The following is a 19,490-nucleotide window of genomic DNA, read 5'->3' on the forward strand; positions in this document are numbered from 1 at the left end:
AATCTAACTAGTTGCTGGTCAGATGTAGTACTTTAGTAGAAAAAATGCCAATGCACTTTTTAATTACCCTACTTTTTATGATGACACAAGCCACTACGATCTATGATTTCAATAAAAATTCCAAAGCAAGCGATTGGACTATTGTTAATGATGGGGTTATGGGAGGGCTTTCTTATGGCAATTTTACCATAAACCAAGCTGGAAATGGTGTGTTTTCGGGTACGATTTCGTTAGAAAACAACGGAGGTTTTTCGTCTGTTCGGTATCGTTTTGCACCTTTGGCCACGACTGCCAAAAGTAAAGTGGTGTTGCGCATAAAAGGAGATGGCAAAAGTTATCAGTTCCGCATCAAAGATCAATCATCAGCCTATTATTCTTATATCACTACTTTTGCTACTACTGGCGAATGGGAAACCATTACCATTAACCTCAATAGCTTGTATCCTTCTTTTAGAGGGCGACGTTTAGAGGCTGCCAATTACAATAGCGATTCCTTTGAAGAAATTGTATTTTTAGTCGGAAACAAAAAACAAGAATCCTTCCAATTGCTTTTGGATAGTATCGTGTTGCAATAATTTTTTGTTGCTATTGGACAATACTTACCCAAAACGTATTGCTGAAAATCTGTGCTATTGAATTGTTTCTACTCAAGAATCCCAAAAGATTAGGACGGATTGGATATATTTTAATGATATTCTCTTAAATTTGAGAATTAAACTAAAAAATATGGCAACAAACACTGTTCAGCTACACCGCGTTTTGGCGGCACCTGTCGCAAAAGTATTTCGAGCATTTGTAGAGGCAGATGCAATGGCTTCTTGGTTACCTCCTTATGGCTTTGTTTGCAAAGTAGACCATTTGGAAGCCAAAGAAGGAGGAACCTATCGAATGTCGTTTACCAATTTTACTACAGGCAGTAGCCATTCGTTTGGAGGCGAATATCTAGAAATACTGCCCAACGAAAAATTGAAATATACCGATGTCTTTGTTGATCCCAATTTGCCTGGTCAAATGATTACTACGATTCAGTTTGAAACCGTTTTGTGCGGCACCCAGCTTTGGATTACTCAAGAAGGGATTCCTGAGGCCATTCCAACAGAAATGTGTTACTTAGGTTGGCAAGAATCGCTAGAGAAACTAAAACGTTTGGTAGAGCCTAACATTCCCGATGCTTAATTCAAATATTCACTTTTTATACTTGAAATTATGGCTAGAATAAACCCTTATATTCATTTCAACGGCAATGCCGAAGCCGCTTTTTTGTTTTATCAATCGGTTTTTGGTGGTGAGTTCACCGCGTTGTCGCGTTTCAAAGACATCGCTTCTGAAGAAAATCCTATAGCAGATCATGAAGCGCATAAAATTATGCATATCGCATTACCAATTGGTGATTCGAATTTGCTTATGGGAAGTGATGTTCCAGAGGTGTTGGGACAAGTAAATGAAAACGAAAACCGAAGTAAAATTATGATTAGCGCTGCCAGCAAAGAAGAAGCGTATCATATTTTTAACGGACTTTCAGCAGGAGGTACGGTAGAAGTACCAATGGATGAAAGTCCTTGGGGAACACTATTTGGTATGTTTCGAGACCAATTCGGAATTGAATGGATGATAGATTTTAATCCTGAGAAGTAATACTTAAATAAGCTTAGAAAAAGAAATGATTTTAGTAGCAAAAGAATATCCTTTTTTGCTTTTACTAAAATGTAATTTAATATCTAATTAATACTGAATGGGTTTAGATAGTGTAGAACTTTTAATGCGATTCGAAAAGGAGTTTAAAAAGGATGTGCCAGACGAAGATGCTGCAACACTTTATACTGTTGGTGATGTAGCCAATTGGTTTTTTAATAATATAGTTATTCATTCGCCAGACAAGGGTGTTAAGCGGCAAATTTTTGATGCGTTGCAATCAGTTTTACTAACATTGACTTCTAAAGCTGATTTTAAAGAGAATGATGTTTTACGAGATTTTATTCCTAAAGAAAATCTTAAGTCTTTTTGGAACGATTTAGAGTATGAATTAAAACTAAAAATACCGAAGCTAAATCCTCAAGATCTTACTGAAGAAAAGTTAAAAGAACTTAAGGTTTTGGGAATTACAATTTCTAGACCTAAGCAAGCTGTTTTGGATATGCAATTCAGTAGATTTATAGAATGTATTGGGGCGATGAACTACGAAAAATTAGTTGATTTTGATACTATTTCAAGTTTATTCGAGATTACAATTGCTGCTATTGCTATAACTCACGAACAATGTGGAGTAGCTATTGATGAAATATTCGTTACAAGTTCTTTTACTAATGATTTGGGGATTGATTAGTATTTCTAATGCATATTGGTAAGAACAATTGATATTAAACTTTAGTTAAATAAATTCATACGAAATAGTTATCTAGTCAATTACCTCTAAATTTGAGTTGGACTATAAAACCATTAGCTATGAAAAGACATGCCACCGCAGTTTGGACTGGTTCCTTAAAAGAAGGAGCAGGGAAGTTAAGCACACAAAGTACTACTTTGTCAAATACCCAATATTCGTTTACTTCAAGATTTGAGGAAGGAGTAGGCACCAATCCCGAGGAATTAGTTGCTGCTGCACATGCAGGCTGTTTTACGATGCAGTTGACCGCTTTTATCGGAGAAACGCCAGCAGTTATCGAAAGTATTGATACCAAATGTGTGATTAACTTAGTAGAAGGAACGATTATCGGTTCGCATTTGACAGTAAATGCAAAAATTAGCGGTATTACAGATGCTATTTTTCAGGAACTAGTGACTAAAGCTGAAAAGAATTGTCCAATTTCTAAATTATTCAATACCGAAATTACTACTTCAGCCACTTTGGTATAAGTACTATTTTTTAATACAAGAAAAGAGCCAATTGACTGAATTGGCTCTTTTTTTGTAAATGTTTTTCTTTTTTATTGGTAGATCAAGGTCGGTTTTCCCTCTACACAACCCACGCTTTTGGGAACAGAGGTAATATCACAAGGCGAATTGGCTCCCGTTTTTTTATTGAAGATTTCTACAGCATTATTGTAAGCCTTAATTTTGGTCTCGAATGCAGTTAAGTTTATTTTCCTTGCATAAGGAATATAAGAGGCTACACCGCCACAAGGTTTAACTCCAATTCCCTTAAATGACCATTCTTGCGCATTGGTACAAGTCATAGTGTTGGCTAATGACATACTGATAATTTCATTGTACATAGCTTCTATAGCTGCTGCGTCATAGTCTTGATTCGTGCTCTCCTCATTACTGCAAGAAAGTAATGTAATACAAATTGCCAATAGCATAAAAGATATTTTTTTCATAAATACTGATTTAGGATTAGTATATCTAAGAGGAAGTGAACTCTAAAAGGTTGCGTCAGTATTTTGAAATGCAATAGAAAAAAATAAGTAACTACTCAAATAGCAGATCCGTACTATGCAAAATTATTTATTTTTCGATTTAGTACTATACACATATCCAAAGCTCAGTTCAGAAAAATCCGCTTGCCCTAAGTTAGAATTGATAGTTGCAGCAATAAATACATTGTGTCGCGGAGCTTTTTTTGCAGTAATAGCATAATAACGGAAGCCTAAACGAGAGGAAATATATTGTTTTATTTTTGCTTTCGTGCCAAATTCGTCAGCTATGTCTATGCTGGTATAGCCGCCATTGTTTACATGCCAATCTAATTTGTAAGCTGGTTTGTAAAGATTAATTCCTAATTCGGCTTCTACACTAAAATGGTTTATTAAAACTTCACAACTACTAAATACCCCAAAAGCAGTAGCATTTTGATAAGGATTGTTTGTTAATTCTGGAAAATGAGTAGTAACTATACTGCCTTCCTCTTTGATGTAATCATAATAATCTTCATAGAATCTATAATAGAAGTTTAGCCCATATTTGAACGATTTGTTCTTTATTCTACCCATTCCAAAGGAGGCAGTGTATACATTTTTAAGAGAATTGTAATTTCTAAATAGTGTTTTATATCCCAATCCCAATCGAGTAGTATAGTAGGTTTGTGTATCTGCCGGATCAGCATCAGTAGTCTCCTCTGATAATGGAATAGTATTTTTTGTAAAATTAAATTCGGTTTTAACTGTAGCTAAATAGGAATTTAAACCAAGATTAGGCCAGCGGGTGTGACCATTGGAAAAGTGGGTAAGTCCAGCGCCAATTTTAATATTGAAATCTTTTCGATGCACCAAATCATAATAGAAAAAGGATCGAAAAGCCCAGGTAAGGTGTGTTGAGATGGCATGGTTCCCAGAATGGGTCACTTTATCATAGATGAGGTTGTTGTAGGAACCACCCAAACCGACTTGAAGGCGGATTCTATTGGTGAGCTTATTCAAAACGCCAAAATCGAAAAAGGGCATTACAGTAATGCCATAGCCAACTTTTTCTTGATTTCCAAAATCCGCGTAGGAGAGCAGTATACCTGTTTTTGGATAATTCAGTAGTTTGGCCCAACTGTCGTTTTCATAAGTCGTGGTGCCCAGTGTAAGATCAAAACCTTGTTGGTTTTTTGTTTCGGGATATATACTTATTGGAGGCATAGTTTGCCCAATTGTATAACCAACTCCAATAAAGTTAAAGTTGTTTTTGGTTGTTGAGTTGCTTTCTTGTGCTAGTGCTATTGAACTAATTAATGAGAAGAGGAGTAAGGTGGTTTTTTTTAATATCATTTTTTGGAACTATAATTTGATTTAGTCTCTAAATCAAATTTGATATATTGACTATTGCTGAATTTTTTGTTGCACAAAAATAAGAACTTGAATCAATTAAAAAAATTACTCAAACAAATCTGAGGACAAATAGCGATCACCACGATCACAGATAATAGCAACGATAACCCCAGACTTCAAGGTTTCAGCAATTTTTACAGCAGCTGCTACAGAACCACCGCTACTCATTCCTGCAAATACACCTTCTTCTTTTGCTAAACGTTTTGTCATAGCTCTAGCTTCGGTTTCGGATACTTCTATAACCGTATCCACTTTTGAAGCATCAAAAATTTTAGGCAAGTATTCCTGTGGCCATTTGCGAATACCCGGAATTTGAGAGCCATCACTAGGTTGTGCCCCAACAATTTGAATAGAAGGATTTTTTTCTTTCAAATAGGTTGAGGTACCAATAATGGTTCCTGTGGTTCCCATAGCCGATATAAAATGCGTTACTGTTCCTTCTGTATCTTCCCATATTTCTGGGCCTGTAGTGTTGTAATGAGCCTTCCAATTGTCCTCATTGGCAAATTGGTTGAGCATTATATAGCCACCTTCTGCTACTTTTTTGTCAGCATAATCTCTTGAACCAATGATACCTGTACTTGCAGGCGTTAAGATTACTGTAGCACCATAAGCCCTCATAGTTTGCGTGCGTTCTATTGTAGAATCTTCTGGTAGAACCAATTCTATTTCGATATTGAATAATTGTGCAATCATTGCCAAAGCGATACCCGTGTTTCCACTGGTTGCTTCGATTAATTTATCGCCTTTTTTGATATCCCCTCGTTCGATTGCCGATTTGATCATATTGTAGGCTGCACGGTCTTTTACACTTCCTCCAGGATTGTTTCCTTCGAGTTTTAGGAGTAATTTTACGTTTGGATTTTGTACTAAATTTTGACTTATTACTAATGGTGTGTTTCCAATAAGATCGACTAACTTTTGTGGTTTCATTATCGTTTTTCTTTTATCTTAACCTCAGTTGTTGTTGTGTTTAATACAGTAGAATCGGCGGGTATGGATTTGGTAACCCATGAATTTCCTCCGACTATGCTATTTTGCCCTATTACTGTTTCGCCTCCAAGTATAGTGGCGTTGGCATAAATGCATACATTTTTTTCAACCGTTGGATGGCGTTTGGCATTTTTCATTTCTTTACTAACACTTAGCGCACCCAAAGTTACTCCCTGGTATATTTTGACGTTTTCTTCAATTACTGTTGTTTCACCAATTACAATTCCAGTAGCGTGATCAATAAAAAACGGTGAAGATATCGAAGCACCAGCATGAATATCGGTTCCGGTAATTCGATGTGCATATTCACTCATTAACCTTGAAAAAAGTAATAGATCAAGCAAATACAATTCGTGACTTAATCTATAAATAGCAATGGCATAAAAGCCTGGGTAAGCTAAATATACTTCTTCAATACTATTCGAAGCGGGGTCATTTTTTAAAATGTAAGCAGCATCTTGATTGAGTTGTTCTAAAACCAATGGCAATTTTTCAAGGAAGTTATCCCAAGCGCATTCGCAAAGATCTTCGGGTTTTTTGCAAGCAATTTTTGCAATTTCTTTGAATTGAATTTCCAATTCATCAATGCTTTGGTCTAAAGGCGCATTCGAATCAAACAAGGTATAAAACAGCTTTTCAGTAAATGCTTCTGTTTTGGTTTTTATGCTATAATTAATAGTCAAATGACTCTTGTGCGTGCGTATATTTTGAATAATCTGATGTCTTGACACAATATAAAAATTATAAAATGAATTCAAAGCCGTAAAAGTAAGGTGTTTTTTAGAGATAGCGTTATTTTTGAAAGTAATAAATATAACTTTAGTCTATTTTTTTGATAGATTGTGTAGGAAAGTATTTTTATAAATGTTTATAGACATAGCCACCAATCACAAAAACAAGATTAATGGTGATTAGAATTGTCAATGCATTTTTGGTTGTTACTGTTTTTTTTGTAGTATAAAACAAAAGAATTCCAATAAACATTGCGAGCATAGAGTATACCGCTGGATACATTGCAAAAGCAGCACTCCATTCTCCTTTTAGCAACAAAAGCAGGGCGCGTTGAAACCCACAACCCAAGCATTCTATGCCAAATAGTGTTTTACTCAAACAAGGAATCATGTATTTTTCTAGATGCATTTGCTTTTATTTGGTACAATTTTACAAAAAAAAGCCGATTCCTTTTTTAATAATCGGTTCACCCGTTTTTTATTTCTTATTTTTGAAGCTTGAAATTTTTTGAAATGAAGAAATTGATGATTTTGATAATGGCAGTAGCCATTGGAGTTGCTTTTTATGAACAAAGTAAACCAGAGAAAAATGTGTATTTGATGGTTATAGCTTTGATTGTTTTCATGTACGGAATGATGCGATTAAGTGCCAAAACACCAAGTAAAAATCAAGATAAAGAAGATAACAATGTGGAATAAAGGAGATAAAGTGTCTGTTTTAGACGATGATATTAATGGTGTTATTGTAGCAGTAAATGGTACTCAAATCACGATTGAAACTGAAGATGGTTTTGTAATGAATTTTGGAGCAAATGAGTTGCTTAAAATTAACGAAACCAGTAACTTAATGGATTCTATTAGAAGAATTAATGTGGATGAAATTATCAAGGAAAAAACAATTCCAGCTCCTAGAAGTTTTGTAAAAGAACGCAAAGAGAAAAAGGAAGTTGGTGTTCCAGAATTTGATTTACATATTGAAAAATTAGTGCCTAATAAACGCGGCATGTCTAATTATGATATTTTGACTTTACAAGCAGATACAGCAAAACGACATATTGAATTTGCTATTAGAAATAGAATTCCTAAAATCGTATTCATTCACGGTGTTGGCGAGGGAATTCTTAAAGCAGAATTGGATTTTCTCTTAGGACGATACGACAATATTTCGTTTCAAGATGCCAATTATCAAAAATATGGTTTAGGTGCTACCGAAGTGTATTTTAAACAAAATAGTAAATAATAGTAGTATAAAAAAAGGTCAATTCCACTAGAATTGACCTTTTTTTATACTTAAAAATGAAGGATTAATTAGTAATTAATTCTCCATAGATGTAATTGTCTCCCAATGAAAAATCATCACTTCCTCTTACCATTTTTACTTTTTTAAGTACTATGGTATGTTTGAATCCTGAAGCAAAAGTTGTTGTAGTAACTTCGATTATACCCTCGGTATTGGCGACACCAGAAGCGGCTTTCCATTCTTGAAAAAGTGTTGGTGTTCCAGGGGTGGGGGTGGTACAAAAATAGCTTTCTGTCAAAAGACCAGTATACGATCTGTAGATTAGAGAATTGGTTGTGCTGCCAATTAATGCCGTTCTTGGAGTATTCAATGCCGTTACTTCATTTTTAATTAATCCTGCTTCGATATTGTTTAAAGTTAACGCCTCACTATTGATGAAATTGTATACTTGTTTAGATGTAGCGCACTGCCCTAAAGTCTTGGTAAAAGCAAATGGGATTGAAGTTACCGTAGTCGTATAATCACCAAAGATGAACTCATCATACACTTGCGTACCATTTGTTTTTTGAAACGTGATGTTTTTTAGTACGATATAATGGTTGTAACCTGTGATTTTAGTACTGTTAGTAGTGGCATCTGTTGTTTTTATTGGAGTACTAGTAATCACTATTTTTCCGCCTGCATTTGCCGTCCATTGGTCAACTACAATTGGTGTGGCAGGCGGAATGGTTTCACAAATATTGTCCGCTTTTACAGTTCCGTTGAAAAAACGATAAACCACTCTATTACTTCCTCCGATGGTAACTTCTTGTGTTTTGGTTTCACTAGGAAAAATAAATCCTGGAAGTTCTAATAATAAGGCTTCTTTTTCATTTAGTTTGTAAATAATATCATTGTTGGCACAGGTAGCAACCGTTGCCTTATCAAAATTAATGTCATCTAAAAAAAGATCACCGTCATCACAGCCGCTAATCATAACTACTAAGAATAGTATTCCTAAAAATCGTTTCATTTCTTTACTTTATTTTAAGCAAAAATAGAATTTTTAATTGGTATCCGCTTCATTCCAGATTTTAAAATGATGTTAATGTAAGCCGATTTATTTTGGAAGAAAAAGACAAGCCAAATGAAATTAGTACCTTTGCCGTCCTATTTAATCTAAATGAAACAAACGAAATATTATCTTGCTGCATTTTCCGCTTTTTTTATATGGGGATTTTTCAGCTTGGCACTGAAGCCTATTGCCGATTTTCCTTCTTTGGACATTCTTTTTTACCGTGTTTTTTTGAGTGTTTTTCTTTTAACGCTTTTGAATGTAGTTTTCAGGAAAAGTGTGATTCGAGAAAATTGGGTTCTTTTTCAAAATTTTCAACCAAAAGTTAAGAAAACGATTCTGTGGTTAACATTAGGAGGAAGTTTGATATTGGCTTCGAATTGGTTTATTTTTATTTATGTAGTCAATCATGTGAGTGTAAAAGCGGGTTCCTTGGCTTACTTGATTTGCCCGATATTGACGACCGTTTTTGCCTTTTTTCTTTTAAAAGAAAGACTTTCAAAAACACAATGGTTTGCGGTTTCATTGAGTGTTGTGAGTTGTTTGTTGTTATCGATGAATGATTTACATGATATTTTTTATAGCTTGGTGGTAGCGGCAACGTATGCGCTCTATTTAGTAAGTCAACGAAAAAATAATCAAATGGATAAACTTTTGGTGCTCAATGTGCAATTGCTTTTTATTGCGCTGTTGATACTGCCATTTTACCCTATTTATAGTGGTCCGCTGCCTACAACGCCTTTGTTTTATGGTTGTTTGTTATGTATTGTGGTCTTCTTTACGATTATTCCTTTATTTTTAAATTTGTTTGCATTGAAAGGAATTTCCTCAGCGACAGTTGGAATTTTGATGTATATCAATCCAATTATTAATTTTGCTATAGCTTTGTTGTATTTCAAAGAACAAATAAATGGAATTCAACTCTTTTCGTATATGCTGATTTTGATTTCTGTTGTGATTTTTAATAAGAAAGTCATTTTGGAACTATTGAGAAAATCAAAAGAAAAACGATTGGTTGCCTGAAGAACGTTTGGTTTTGCAGGGTTTGCGTGAGGGTAGTAGTGGAGCTCTTTTTTAGAGACTTTTTTCAGGCTCTAAAAAAAGCGGGAACGGATGCCCGACCCGACTTTTTCTGGCGGGGCACGCCCAAATAAAAATGAATAGTATTTAATTATGAAAAAAGTATATCTCGACAATGCTTCTACAACTGCGATGCGTCCCGAAGTGATTCAGGTGATGGTGGATTGTATGGCGCAAGATTACGGAAATCCGTCGTCTACGCATAGTTTGGGGCGTCACGCCAAAAGTATTTTGGAACTGTCTAGAAAGAGTATTGCCAAGGCTTTGAATGCTACGGCGCAAGAGATTTTGTTTACATCGGGTGGGACAGAGGCCAATAATTGGATTTTGCGTTCGGCAGTGAAGGATTTGAAGGTGATGCGAATTATTTCGAGTAAAATGGAACATCATGCGGTTTTGTATCCTATTTTGGAATTGCAAAAGGAGTTTGGTATTCAAGTTGAGTATGTAGAAAATTCGGCTGATGGTGTACTTGATTTGACGCATTTAGTGAGTCTGCTTTCTGAATCTTCAGAGAAAACTTTGGTGAGTTTGATGCATGTGAACAACGAAACGGGCGTGGTTTTGGATTTGGAACGTGTGTCACAAATTTGTCAAGAGCATCATGCGTTGTTTCACTCGGATACGGTGCAATCTGTAGGAAAAGCGATTTTGGATTTGCAAAAAGTACCCATAGATTTTATAGTGAGCAGTGCCCATAAATTTCACGGACCAAAAGGGGTTGGTTTTGCTTTTATTCGAAAAAATTCGGGTTTGCAGCCTTTGTTTTTTGGTGGCGAACAAGAAAAAGGACTGCGTTCTGGAACTGAAGCAATTCATCAAATTGCAGGAATGGCAAAGGCTTTAGAAATTTCATTTGCTAACTTAGAAGCTGAACAGCAGCAAATCAGTGCTCTAAAACAGTATTGTTTGGAACAATTAGCGTTGCACTTTCTTGGAGTGAAAGAAAATGGAACTGCTACTTTTTATCCGATTTTGAATGTGCAATTGCCTTTTTCAGCGGATAAAACGGCTATGATTTTGTTTTATTTGGATATGAAAGGGATTTTTGTTTCGAGAGGCAGTGCTTGCCAGTCGGGAAGTGTGAAGCCCTCGCATGTGTTGGCTGAAATGCTCTCGGAAGATGATTTGAAAAAACCAAGTTTGCGAATATCGTTCAGTCATTTATCTACTCAAGAAGAAGTTGATTTATTAATTGAGGCGTTGAAAGGCGTTTAATTCTCCCTCTTTTAAAATACAAAACCTGACAATTGTGAAGTTGTCAGGTTTTTTTGTCTTATATAATTTTATGTTATTCAAACAAGCCTTCGATGCTCAAATAGCGTTCCCCTGTGTCGTAGCAAAAAGTAAGTACAGTTGCCCCATCTGGGATTTCGTTTAGTTTTTTAGCTACAGCGGCTAAAGATGCACCAGATGAAATGCCTAACAGGATTCCTTCTTTTTTAGCGGCTCTTTGTGCATAAGAAAATGCCTCGTCTTTGCTAACTTGTATGGTGCCGTCTAGTATTTCAGTGTTTAAATTGGTGGGTATAAAACCTGCACCAATCCCTTGAATAGGGTGTGGACTTGGCGCACCTCCACTAATTACTGGAGAAGCTTCTGGTTCTACAGCAAAAACTTTTAGATTAGGAAAGTGTTGTTTTAGGATTTCGGCACAGCCTGTAATATGTCCACCAGTACCTACTCCAGTGATGAGGTAGTCGATTCCATTTGGAAAGGCGTTGATGATTTCTTGTGCTGTTTTTTGCTTGTGCACCTCAATATTTGCTGGATTTTCAAATTGTAGCGGTGACCAAGAGTTGGGTATTTCATTGACTAATTCTTGTGCTTTTTCGATAGCTCCTTTCATCCCTTTTTCGCGTGGGGTTAATACAAATTCAGCACCGTAGATACTCATTAAGCGACGTCTTTCAATGGACATAGATTCTGGCATAACCAAAATAAGTCGGTATCCTTTCACTGCCGCAACCATAGCTAAACCAATTCCAGTGTTGCCTGAGGTAGCCTCGATGATGGTGCTGCCTTTTTGTAAAATTCCTTTTGCTTCAGCATCTTCAATCATGGCTAAAGCAATACGGTCTTTGATGCTAGCACCCGGATTGGCTCGCTCTAATTTTATCCAAACCGATGTTTTTTCTCCAAATAATTTATTGATTTTTACATGAGGCGTATTGCCAATTGTTTCAAGTATGTTGTTATAAGTCATGGTTTTATTTTTTTATTTTAAATCCTAGTAAATTTATAGAATAAATTGGTTTTTCCAAAACAGCAACAGTTAATTCTATGGTAAAATGAAATTACATAAAAAAATCCGTTTTGTTATACACAAAACGGATTCTATATTTATCTTAAAATCTATTTAAGAGGTTCTAAAACTGAAGGTTACAAGTGAATCACTTCTCCGTAAGCATCAGCTACGGCTTCCATAACCGCTTCACTCATAGTTGGGTGAGGGTGGATGGCTTTTAAGATTTCGTGACCTGTAGTTTCTAATTTACGAGCTACAACTGCTTCAGCAATCATATCCGTAACACCAGCACCAATCATATGGCATCCTAACCATTCGCCGTATTTGGCATCGAAAATTACTTTTACAAAACCATCTGCAGCTCCAGAAGCTTTTGCTTTTCCAGAAGCAGAGAATGGGAATTTACCAATTTTCAATTCATATCCTTTTTCTTTGGCTTGTTTTTCTGTCAAACCAACAGAAGCAATTTCTGGCGTTGCATAAGTACAACCTGGTACATTTCCGTAATCGATTGGTTCTACGTGAAGACCTGCAATTTTTTCAACACAGTTGATTCCTTCTGCAGAAGCAACGTGCGCCAAAGCTTGCCCAGGAGTTACATCTCCAATAGCGTAGTAACCAGGAATGTTAGTAGCATTATAAGCGTTCACTAAAATTTTATCTCTATCAGTGGCAATACCTACTTCTTCTAATCCAATGTTTTCGATGTTGGTTTTGATTCCAACAGCTGATAATAAAATATCTGCTTCTAAAACTTCTTCACCCTTAGCTGTTTTTACATAGGCTTTTACTCCAGCACCAGTTGTATCGATTCTTTCTACAGAAGAGTTAGTCATAATTTTAACTCCTGCTTTTTTCATAGAACGTTCCATTTGTTTTGAAATGTCTTCGTCTTCTACAGGAACAATATTTGGCATAAATTCTACAATAGTAACATCTGTTCCCATTGAGTTGTAGAAATGTGCAAACTCCACTCCAATTGCTCCAGAACCTACAATAATCATAGATTTAGGTTGAGTAGGCAAAGTCATCGCTTGTCTGTAACCAATTACTTTTACACCATCTTGCGGTAAGTTAGGTAATTCACGAGAACGAGCACCTGTAGCAATAATGATGTGATCAGCACTGTATTCAGTTACTTTTCCATCTTTATCAGTAACGTCTAGTTTTTTTCCAGCTTTTAGCTTTCCAAATCCATCAATAACGTCAATTTTATTTTTTTTCATTAAGAACTGAACCCCTTTGCTCATTCCGTCAGCTACACTACGGCTACGGTTAACGACAGCACCAAAATCTTTATCAAATTCTTTTACAGTCAATCCATAGTCAGAAGCATGTTTTAAATAATCAAAAACTTGTGCTGATTTTAGTAAGGCTTTGGTTGGGATACATCCCCAGTTCAAGCAAACGCCACCAAGGTTTTCTTTTTCTACAACAGCTACTTTAAAACCTAATTGTGAAGCTCTAATGGCTGTAACATAACCTCCAGGACCACTTCCTAAAACTATAATATCGTATTTCATTGTATTGTTTTCTTAATTGATTTACTGCAGCAAAATTAAGGATTTATTTTAAAAAAAATTAGCCCTTTCAGAAGTTTATTAGTTCATAGAATACATATAGAATATTACTTCATTTTTAGATAAGCTTCTAAGTAATTACTTGTTGAAAAATATTCATCTTTTAGTTTTTTTAAATGGTTGACTATTTCTCGATGTTGTGGGTGATTTGGATTAAGGCAATCTTTAATTTTAGTATCTGTTACTGTTAGCACTAAGTACCAATAGCCTTTTCTACTGGTGTGAATATCTTCTAAGAGCGGATCTTTTCCTTTGCTTGTTCTGTCTGCATCTATAGCTACTGGGATCAAATTTATCGTCTCCGTTGCTTTCTCTCGTTCAAAAAAAGACAAATAATACGTTTCATTATTTATGCTAATAGGGACATTTGAATCGACATTTAAATGCTTTAAGTTGTATTTAGCATTGATGAAATTATAAAACTCATTGGCATTCTTGGGGTCTTCAAAAATGAATCCGTAAAAATTAGGTAGGTCTTTTTTGAATTTTTTAGCCTTAATTATTTTTTCACCTTCGATATTTGGAGCAATTTTATAAGGTATACAAGAATAAGCTAGGAGAATTAGAAGACAACAACTGAGTTTTTTCATACTACTAAGTAAGAACTAATTATGTGAATGAAATAATTAATTCGCTATCGAAAACTGCGAATCGTACAGGTTTTTATAAAATCCTTTTTCTAGATTGATTAATTCCTGATGGGTTCCTTGTTCTACAATCAGACCTTTGTCCATGACTACGATTTTATCTGCGTTTACAATAGTAGCCAAACGGTGCGCAATCACAATAGAAGTTCTGCCTTGTGTAATGGTTTCGGTAGCACGCTGAATCAATTCCTCTGAATACGTATCAATAGAAGACGTAGCTTCATCCAAAATCAAAATACTTGGATTGGATACAAAAGCTCGTAAAAAAGCAATCAATTGACGTTGACCAGAAGAAAGCATTACCCCGCGTTCTTTCACGTCAAAATTATAATCATCAGGCAAACTCATAATAAAGTCATGCACCCCAATTTTTTTGGCAGCAGCTACTACTTCTTCTCTCGTGATTTCTGGATTATTAAGGGTAATGTTGTTGTAAATAGTATCGGCAAACAAAAACACATCCTGAAGTACCACAGCAATTTGTTTACGCAGTGAACTTAAAGTATAATTTTCAATATTGTGATGGTCAATATAAATAGAACCGCTGTTAATCTCGTAAAAACGATTCAATAAATTAATTATAGTCGATTTTCCTGCGCCTGTAGAACCCACAATAGCAATGGTTTGTCCTGCACTAACTTCTAAATCAATGCCTTTGATTACTTCTTCATCTGGAATATAACCAAAACGAACGTCTTTAAAAAGGATGTTTCCTTCAAAAATAGGTGCCTCCACAGTTCCAGTATCCTGAATTTGGTCTTCGGTATCCAAAATATCAAACACGCGATTGGCTGCAATCATTCCCAATTGCATTTCGTTGAATTTATCCGCGATTTGGCGCAAGGGGTTGAATAGCATTCCGATAAACATAGTATAGGAAAACAAATCTCCAAATGTGGTAAAATGGTCGCCATTCAATATTTTAATTCCACCATATAAAACGATAAATCCCAAAGTCAAAGACGAGATAATATCAGCAATAGGGAAGAAGATGGAGTTGTACAAAATCGTTTTTATCCACGCTTTTCTATGTTTATCATTGATGTTTTTGAATTTATCAAACTCAATATCTTCACGATTGAACAACTGTACGATTTTCATTCCCGTTACGCGTTCTTGTACGAAAGTATTCATATTCGCAATTTGGGTACGTACTTCCTCAAAAGCCACTTGCATTTTCTTTTGGAAAATACGCGTGAAAAAGACCAAAACTGGCATGGCTACAATAACAATCCAAGTGAGTTTCCAGTTCATATAGAACATAAAAATAAGCACCACTAGCATTTTCATCAAATCACTAATAATCATGAAAAGTCCTTGACTAAAAATACGTGCGATAGCTTCAATGTCCGATACACAACGAGTTACGACTTGTCCAACAGGAACCAAATCAAAGTATTTCATCCTAAAACTTAGCAAATGTGCAAACAATTTAATTCGGATGTCTTTTACAATATCTTGCCCCAACCAATTGGCCCAAAACACAAAATAGAATTGCGAAAAAACTTCTAGAAGCAATACAATTCCCATCAAAGAAACATACAAAAGTAAACCTTGTTGGTCATGGGTTTTGATGTATCCATCGACTGTTTGCTTTAACAAATACGGACGTAAAGCTGCAAAAACCGATAAGGAAATGGCAAAGGCAATGACCCCATTAAATCGTAATTGATAGGGTTTTGTATATTTTAAAATTCTTTTGAATAATCGAGTATCGAATGCTTTTGCTTTCATGTTTAGGAGCTATTTCCCGCTATCCGTGCAAATGTAATTCACTGAACTCCTATTTAAATAAAAGTTGAGTGAAGTAATCTTTTTTGTTTTTAAAGGAAAAACAAAAAAGGATTTCCACTACTATCGGGGCTATTTTAGGTATTCATAAGTGATTTCGGTTAGGTACAAACCATGTGCTGGAACCGAAAAACCTGCTTTTTCTCTGTTTTTACTTTTTATGATGTTTTCAAAATCAACCAAAGTGATTTTATGTAATCCCACATTGACTAATGTTCCTACAATAGAACGCACCATATTTCGCAAAAAACGATTGGCCGAAATGGTAAAAATCAAACGATTATTTTCCTTTCTCCAAACTGCGTCAAATATAGTGCAATCAAATGTATTTACGTCGGTATTGACTTTCGAAAAGCACTGAAAATCGGTATGATTTAACAATAATTTAGCAGCTTCATTCATTAATGCCATATCTAAATCTTGGTGGTAATACCAACTGAGTCCTTCTAGGAAAGGGTTTTTTATGGTATTGATATGGTATTCGTAAGTACGTTTGGTAGCATCAAATCGGGAGTGCGCCTCATCGCTTACGGGGATAATGTCAAATATGGCGATATCTTTTGGCAAATACGAATTGAGTTTGTGTACCAGCGTTGCTGTTTCTAGTTTTTTATCACTATCAAAATGAGCATACATTTGGCTGGCATGTACGCCAGTATCAGTTCTGCCAGCACCCATAATATTGATAGTGGTGTTCAATAGCACCGAAAGGGCTTTGTTCAGCGTTTCTTGTACAGAGCTGGCATTGGGCTGGTATTGCCAACCGTGATAAGCAGTTCCGTTATAGGCTAATTGTATAAAGTACCTCAAGATGTTTTATGATTTTTGGGTTGTAATCGTGTCATTGTGATGCAATGCTTTAGCAACGATTACTTGTTTTATTGGCTGCAAATTTACAATCTTTAGGCTGATTTTTTTGATTTTATATCATTTTTGTAACTGCCTGAAAAAATGCCGAATGTTTGATTCTAGCCCCGATGGGAGGGAATATCCTTTTTTTTTATACCTGTCAGGTTTTTAAAACCTTACAGGTATAAAAAAAAAGATAGGAAGGACAGCGGGAACCCCTGTTTATTTTTTGCCCTTTGTTTTGCTCCAAAAAAAAAGAACTTCAAATTTTGGTTAGAATGGGAAAGAAGCGCTTATTTTTGCTATTTTTTACTTTTAAATTCCATTGGTATGACCAAAATTCTTTTGCTATCAGATACGCACAGCCACATCGATGAGGCGATTTTGAAACATGTTGCTTGGGCTGATGAAGTTTGGCATGCGGGAGATATTGGAGATTTGAGTGTGACCGATACGCTAAAAAAACACAAGATTTTACGTGCTGTGTATGGTAATATCGATGGGAATGAGGCTAGAATTGAATTTCCCTTACACAATCGGTTTATGTGTGAGCAAGTTTCGGTTTGGATTACGCATATTGGCGGTTATCCAGGGAAATACAACCCTGCCATCAGAGACGAAATGGCGACGAATCCGCCTAAGTTATTTATTTGTGGACACTCTCATATTTTGAAAGTTCAATTTGATAAGAAGCATAATTTGTTGCACATGAATCCAGGAGCTGCTGGGAAAAGTGGTTTCCATCAAGTTCGTACACTGTTGCGATTTGTGATTGATGGCGATAAAATTAAAGACTTGGAGATAGTGGAAATGAAAAAATAACTATTCGATAGGAACTTGAAGTTTAATAGTGGTTCCTTGATTTTTTTTGGACATGATAACAAATTCCCCTTTCATATTGTTGATTCGTGCTTTGATTCTGTTGAGTCCGTAACCATCGATACTGTTTTTTTGTAGGTTGTCAAATCCTTTTCCGTTGTCTTTTATTTTGATTGATAGTTGGTTGTTTTCAAGGTTGGTTTCTAGTTTAGCCCAGTTGGCTTTGCTGTGTTTTAAAATATTGTTTAGTAGTTCTGAGATGATGAAATAAATTTTCATCTCTAGTGCTTCGTCAAATCGGGTTTGTGTATCTATGGTATTCAAAAATTCAAATTTTACTTTTGAATTCGAGTTTTTTTCACACAAATCATCCAAAGCATATAGTAAACCAAATCGCACCAAAAGCGAAGGCATCAATTCGTGCGATAAGTCTCTTACTTTATGATGGGCGTCTTCAAGGATGTATTTTGTCTTTATGATTTCATCACATTGATTTTGATTCATTGAGCTAAAAACATTAAGGTGCATTCCCGCCGAAGACAGCAAAGCACTGATGTTGTCGTGTAGAAAAGCAGCAATTTTTTTACGTTCTGACTCTTGGCCATCTATTGTGGCATTGATGATGTTCTGCTGTACTTTACTTTGTATTTCTTTTAATCGATTGTATTGTTTTAATTTTTCGTTTTGGGAAAAAGCATAAAAAATTAAGAAAATCAATAACGAAATTGTAACGACTAAAATCACAATTTTTTTATTACGCGATTGTTGTTCCAACCAATAGGTTTCTTTTGATTTGTAGGAGTTCGATATTTTGTCTATTTCTCTTTTGTATTCGTCAATTTGAAGGTTAACTCCTGCTAATTGAGCTTTTTTTACTTTATTGTCATTTACTAATTGATCAGAAAGTTCATTATACTTATTTAAGTAAAAGAGTGCATTTTTAAATTGTTTTCTTTTCTCTAAAAATTGAGAATACTTATAGTAATTTACTGCAAGGTCGAACTTTTCATTACTTTTTTCACCCACTTTAACAGCATTCTCAAAGAATGAATTAGCGATATTGTATTTTTTTATTTGAGTATAATATAGTCCATTTAACATGTTAAGGATTACAAGTGTAGAGTTTCCTGCATAATGTTTTTTGTATTTATTTAAATACTTTAAATAAGGTAAGCCTTCGATATAGTTGTTAGTTTCAAAATAAGCCCAAGTTATATTTAATTTTCTTAAATAGATTTTAGTGCTATCATTAATTTTACGTGTATGTAAAAGTGATTTTTGATAATAAAGTAGTCCTTTTTTATATTCTTTATTTTCAAAAAAATAAATATTAGCGATGTTGTTGTAAATTTTTCCCTTTAAAGTGTCATCTTTTGTTTTGTTAGCATAAATAAGGCTTTTTTTATAATAATACATTGCTTTATCCATCAAAAAAAGGTCGTCAAAATTAACACCAATTACATTGTAGGATTTTGCAATTAATTCGTTGCTCTTTAAAATTATTGATTTAGCTAATGCTAAATTGGATTGTTTTAATGAAATCTCATAATTATCATCTTTCCAGTTTTTGATTGCCTTATTGAGTAATGAGTTTGTATTTTGGATAGATATTGTATCAATTGCTTTTTTTTTCTGTGAAAATCCCAAAAGAGGAAATATAGCTAAAAAATAAATTAATATTAATTTCATTTTTATTAATTAAAATTAGTA

At 34.9% G+C, this 19,490-nt stretch carries 22 protein-coding genes; 10 read left to right on the plus strand and 12 right to left on the minus strand.

Annotation, left to right across the window (positions count from 1 at the left end):
• Nucleotides 1-50: 50 nt before the first annotated feature.
• From FLAVO9AF_RS02665 to FLAVO9AF_RS02685, 5 genes are all read left to right on the plus strand, one after another.
• Nucleotides 51-575: a CIA30 family protein gene (locus tag FLAVO9AF_RS02665; RefSeq protein WP_236552265.1), complete on the plus strand. Its 525-nt coding sequence runs from the start codon at nt 51-53 to the stop codon at nt 573-575.
• Between the two features lie 151 nt (nt 576-726).
• Complete coding sequence (locus FLAVO9AF_RS02670) at nt 727-1,176, plus strand: SRPBCC family protein (RefSeq protein ID WP_159683867.1); 450 nt, start codon at nt 727-729, stop codon at nt 1,174-1,176.
• A gap of 30 nt (nt 1,177-1,206) precedes the next feature.
• Nucleotides 1,207-1,635, plus strand: coding sequence for a VOC family protein (locus FLAVO9AF_RS02675; RefSeq protein ID WP_159683870.1), 429 nt, complete (start codon nt 1,207-1,209; stop codon nt 1,633-1,635).
• A gap of 97 nt (nt 1,636-1,732) precedes the next feature.
• Nucleotides 1,733-2,323 (plus strand): hypothetical protein, encoded by a 591-nt coding sequence (locus tag FLAVO9AF_RS02680; protein ID WP_201296273.1) that lies wholly within the window; start codon nt 1,733-1,735, stop codon nt 2,321-2,323.
• 119 nt (nt 2,324-2,442) lie between these two features.
• On the plus strand, nt 2,443-2,853 hold the full coding sequence (locus FLAVO9AF_RS02685; protein WP_159683874.1) for an OsmC family peroxiredoxin: 411 nt from the start codon (nt 2,443-2,445) through the stop codon (nt 2,851-2,853).
• A 71-nt stretch (nt 2,854-2,924) separates the two neighbouring features.
• Here FLAVO9AF_RS02685 and FLAVO9AF_RS02690 read toward each other — a convergent pair whose 3' ends face one another.
• The 5 genes from FLAVO9AF_RS02690 to FLAVO9AF_RS02710 all read right to left on the minus strand — a co-directional run bounded on the left by FLAVO9AF_RS02690 (nt 2,925) and on the right by FLAVO9AF_RS02710 (nt 6,881).
• Complete coding sequence (locus FLAVO9AF_RS02690) at nt 2,925-3,317, minus strand: hypothetical protein (protein ID WP_159683877.1); 393 nt, start codon at nt 3,315-3,317, stop codon at nt 2,925-2,927.
• A 123-nt stretch (nt 3,318-3,440) separates the two neighbouring features.
• Nucleotides 3,441-4,688, minus strand: coding sequence for an acyloxyacyl hydrolase (locus FLAVO9AF_RS02695; protein ID WP_159683880.1), 1,248 nt, complete (start codon nt 4,686-4,688; stop codon nt 3,441-3,443).
• Between the two features lie 105 nt (nt 4,689-4,793).
• A complete protein-coding gene (gene cysM, locus FLAVO9AF_RS02700; protein ID WP_159683882.1) occupies nt 4,794-5,681 on the minus strand; it encodes a cysteine synthase CysM in 888 nt (295 codons plus the stop codon).
• Nucleotides 5,681-6,472, minus strand: coding sequence for a serine O-acetyltransferase EpsC (gene epsC / locus FLAVO9AF_RS02705; RefSeq protein WP_159683885.1), 792 nt, complete (start codon nt 6,470-6,472; stop codon nt 5,681-5,683). Before epsC ends, cysM begins: the two co-directional genes overlap by 1 nt.
• A 127-nt stretch (nt 6,473-6,599) precedes the next feature.
• Entirely contained in the window at nt 6,600-6,881 is a 282-nt protein-coding gene (locus FLAVO9AF_RS02710; protein ID WP_159683887.1) for a DUF2752 domain-containing protein, read from the minus strand.
• Nucleotides 6,882-6,985: 104 nt separating this feature from the next.
• Here FLAVO9AF_RS02710 and FLAVO9AF_RS02715 point away from each other — a divergent pair, with 104 nt between their 5' ends.
• The gene (locus FLAVO9AF_RS02715; protein WP_159683889.1) at nt 6,986-7,171 is read left to right on the plus strand and encodes a hypothetical protein; all 186 of its coding nucleotides are present in this window, start codon (nt 6,986-6,988) and stop codon (nt 7,169-7,171) included.
• Nucleotides 7,161-7,712, plus strand: coding sequence for a Smr/MutS family protein (locus FLAVO9AF_RS02720; RefSeq protein ID WP_159683892.1), 552 nt, complete (start codon nt 7,161-7,163; stop codon nt 7,710-7,712). Before FLAVO9AF_RS02715 ends, FLAVO9AF_RS02720 begins: the two co-directional genes overlap by 11 nt.
• 64 nt (nt 7,713-7,776) lie before the next feature.
• On the opposite strand, the gene FLAVO9AF_RS02725 is transcribed toward FLAVO9AF_RS02720, so the two are convergent.
• The gene (locus FLAVO9AF_RS02725) at nt 7,777-8,724 is read right to left on the minus strand and encodes a hypothetical protein (protein WP_159683894.1); all 948 of its coding nucleotides are present in this window, start codon (nt 8,722-8,724) and stop codon (nt 7,777-7,779) included.
• Between the two features lie 150 nt (nt 8,725-8,874).
• Here FLAVO9AF_RS02725 and FLAVO9AF_RS02730 point away from each other — a divergent pair, with 150 nt between their 5' ends.
• Both FLAVO9AF_RS02730 and FLAVO9AF_RS02735 read left to right on the plus strand, forming a co-directional pair.
• Nucleotides 8,875-9,789, plus strand: a complete 915-nt coding sequence (locus FLAVO9AF_RS02730; RefSeq protein WP_159683897.1) for an EamA family transporter — start codon at nt 8,875-8,877, stop codon at nt 9,787-9,789.
• Between the two features lie 150 nt (nt 9,790-9,939).
• On the plus strand, nt 9,940-11,064 hold the full coding sequence (locus FLAVO9AF_RS02735) for a cysteine desulfurase family protein (RefSeq protein WP_159683899.1): 1,125 nt from the start codon (nt 9,940-9,942) through the stop codon (nt 11,062-11,064).
• Nucleotides 11,065-11,137: 73 nt separating this feature from the next.
• Here FLAVO9AF_RS02735 and cysK read toward each other — a convergent pair whose 3' ends face one another.
• From cysK to truA, 5 genes are all read right to left on the minus strand, one after another.
• Nucleotides 11,138-12,052, minus strand: a complete 915-nt coding sequence (gene cysK / locus FLAVO9AF_RS02740; protein ID WP_159683902.1) for a cysteine synthase A — start codon at nt 12,050-12,052, stop codon at nt 11,138-11,140.
• 176 nt (nt 12,053-12,228) lie between these two features.
• Nucleotides 12,229-13,617 (minus strand): dihydrolipoyl dehydrogenase, encoded by a 1,389-nt coding sequence (lpdA, locus tag FLAVO9AF_RS02745; RefSeq protein ID WP_159683905.1) that lies wholly within the window; start codon nt 13,615-13,617, stop codon nt 12,229-12,231.
• A gap of 104 nt (nt 13,618-13,721) precedes the next feature.
• Nucleotides 13,722-14,264: a hypothetical protein gene (locus FLAVO9AF_RS02750; RefSeq protein WP_159683907.1), complete on the minus strand. Its 543-nt coding sequence runs from the start codon at nt 14,262-14,264 to the stop codon at nt 13,722-13,724.
• Nucleotides 14,265-14,300: 36 nt separating this feature from the next.
• Nucleotides 14,301-16,055, minus strand: coding sequence for an ABC transporter ATP-binding protein (locus FLAVO9AF_RS02755; protein WP_159683910.1), 1,755 nt, complete (start codon nt 16,053-16,055; stop codon nt 14,301-14,303).
• A 129-nt stretch (nt 16,056-16,184) separates the two neighbouring features.
• Nucleotides 16,185-16,922 carry a tRNA pseudouridine(38-40) synthase TruA gene (truA, locus tag FLAVO9AF_RS02760; protein WP_159683912.1) on the minus strand — a complete coding sequence of 246 codons (738 nt, stop codon included), beginning with the start codon at nt 16,920-16,922 and terminating at the stop codon, nt 16,185-16,187.
• Nucleotides 16,923-17,291: 369 nt separating this feature from the next.
• Between truA and FLAVO9AF_RS02765 the strand changes: the two genes are divergently transcribed.
• Entirely contained in the window at nt 17,292-17,783 is a 492-nt protein-coding gene (locus FLAVO9AF_RS02765; RefSeq protein ID WP_159683915.1) for a metallophosphoesterase, read from the plus strand.
• Here the strand turns inward: FLAVO9AF_RS02765 and FLAVO9AF_RS02770 are convergent, their stop codons facing one another.
• Nucleotides 17,784-19,469 (minus strand): sensor histidine kinase, encoded by a 1,686-nt coding sequence (locus FLAVO9AF_RS02770; protein ID WP_159683917.1) that lies wholly within the window; start codon nt 19,467-19,469, stop codon nt 17,784-17,786. It lies immediately after the preceding gene.
• Between the last annotated feature and the right edge of the window lie 21 nt (nt 19,470-19,490).

The sequence above is a fragment of the Flavobacterium sp. 9R genome, assembly GCF_902506345.1.
GTDB lineage: Bacteria > Bacteroidota > Bacteroidia > Flavobacteriales > Flavobacteriaceae > Flavobacterium.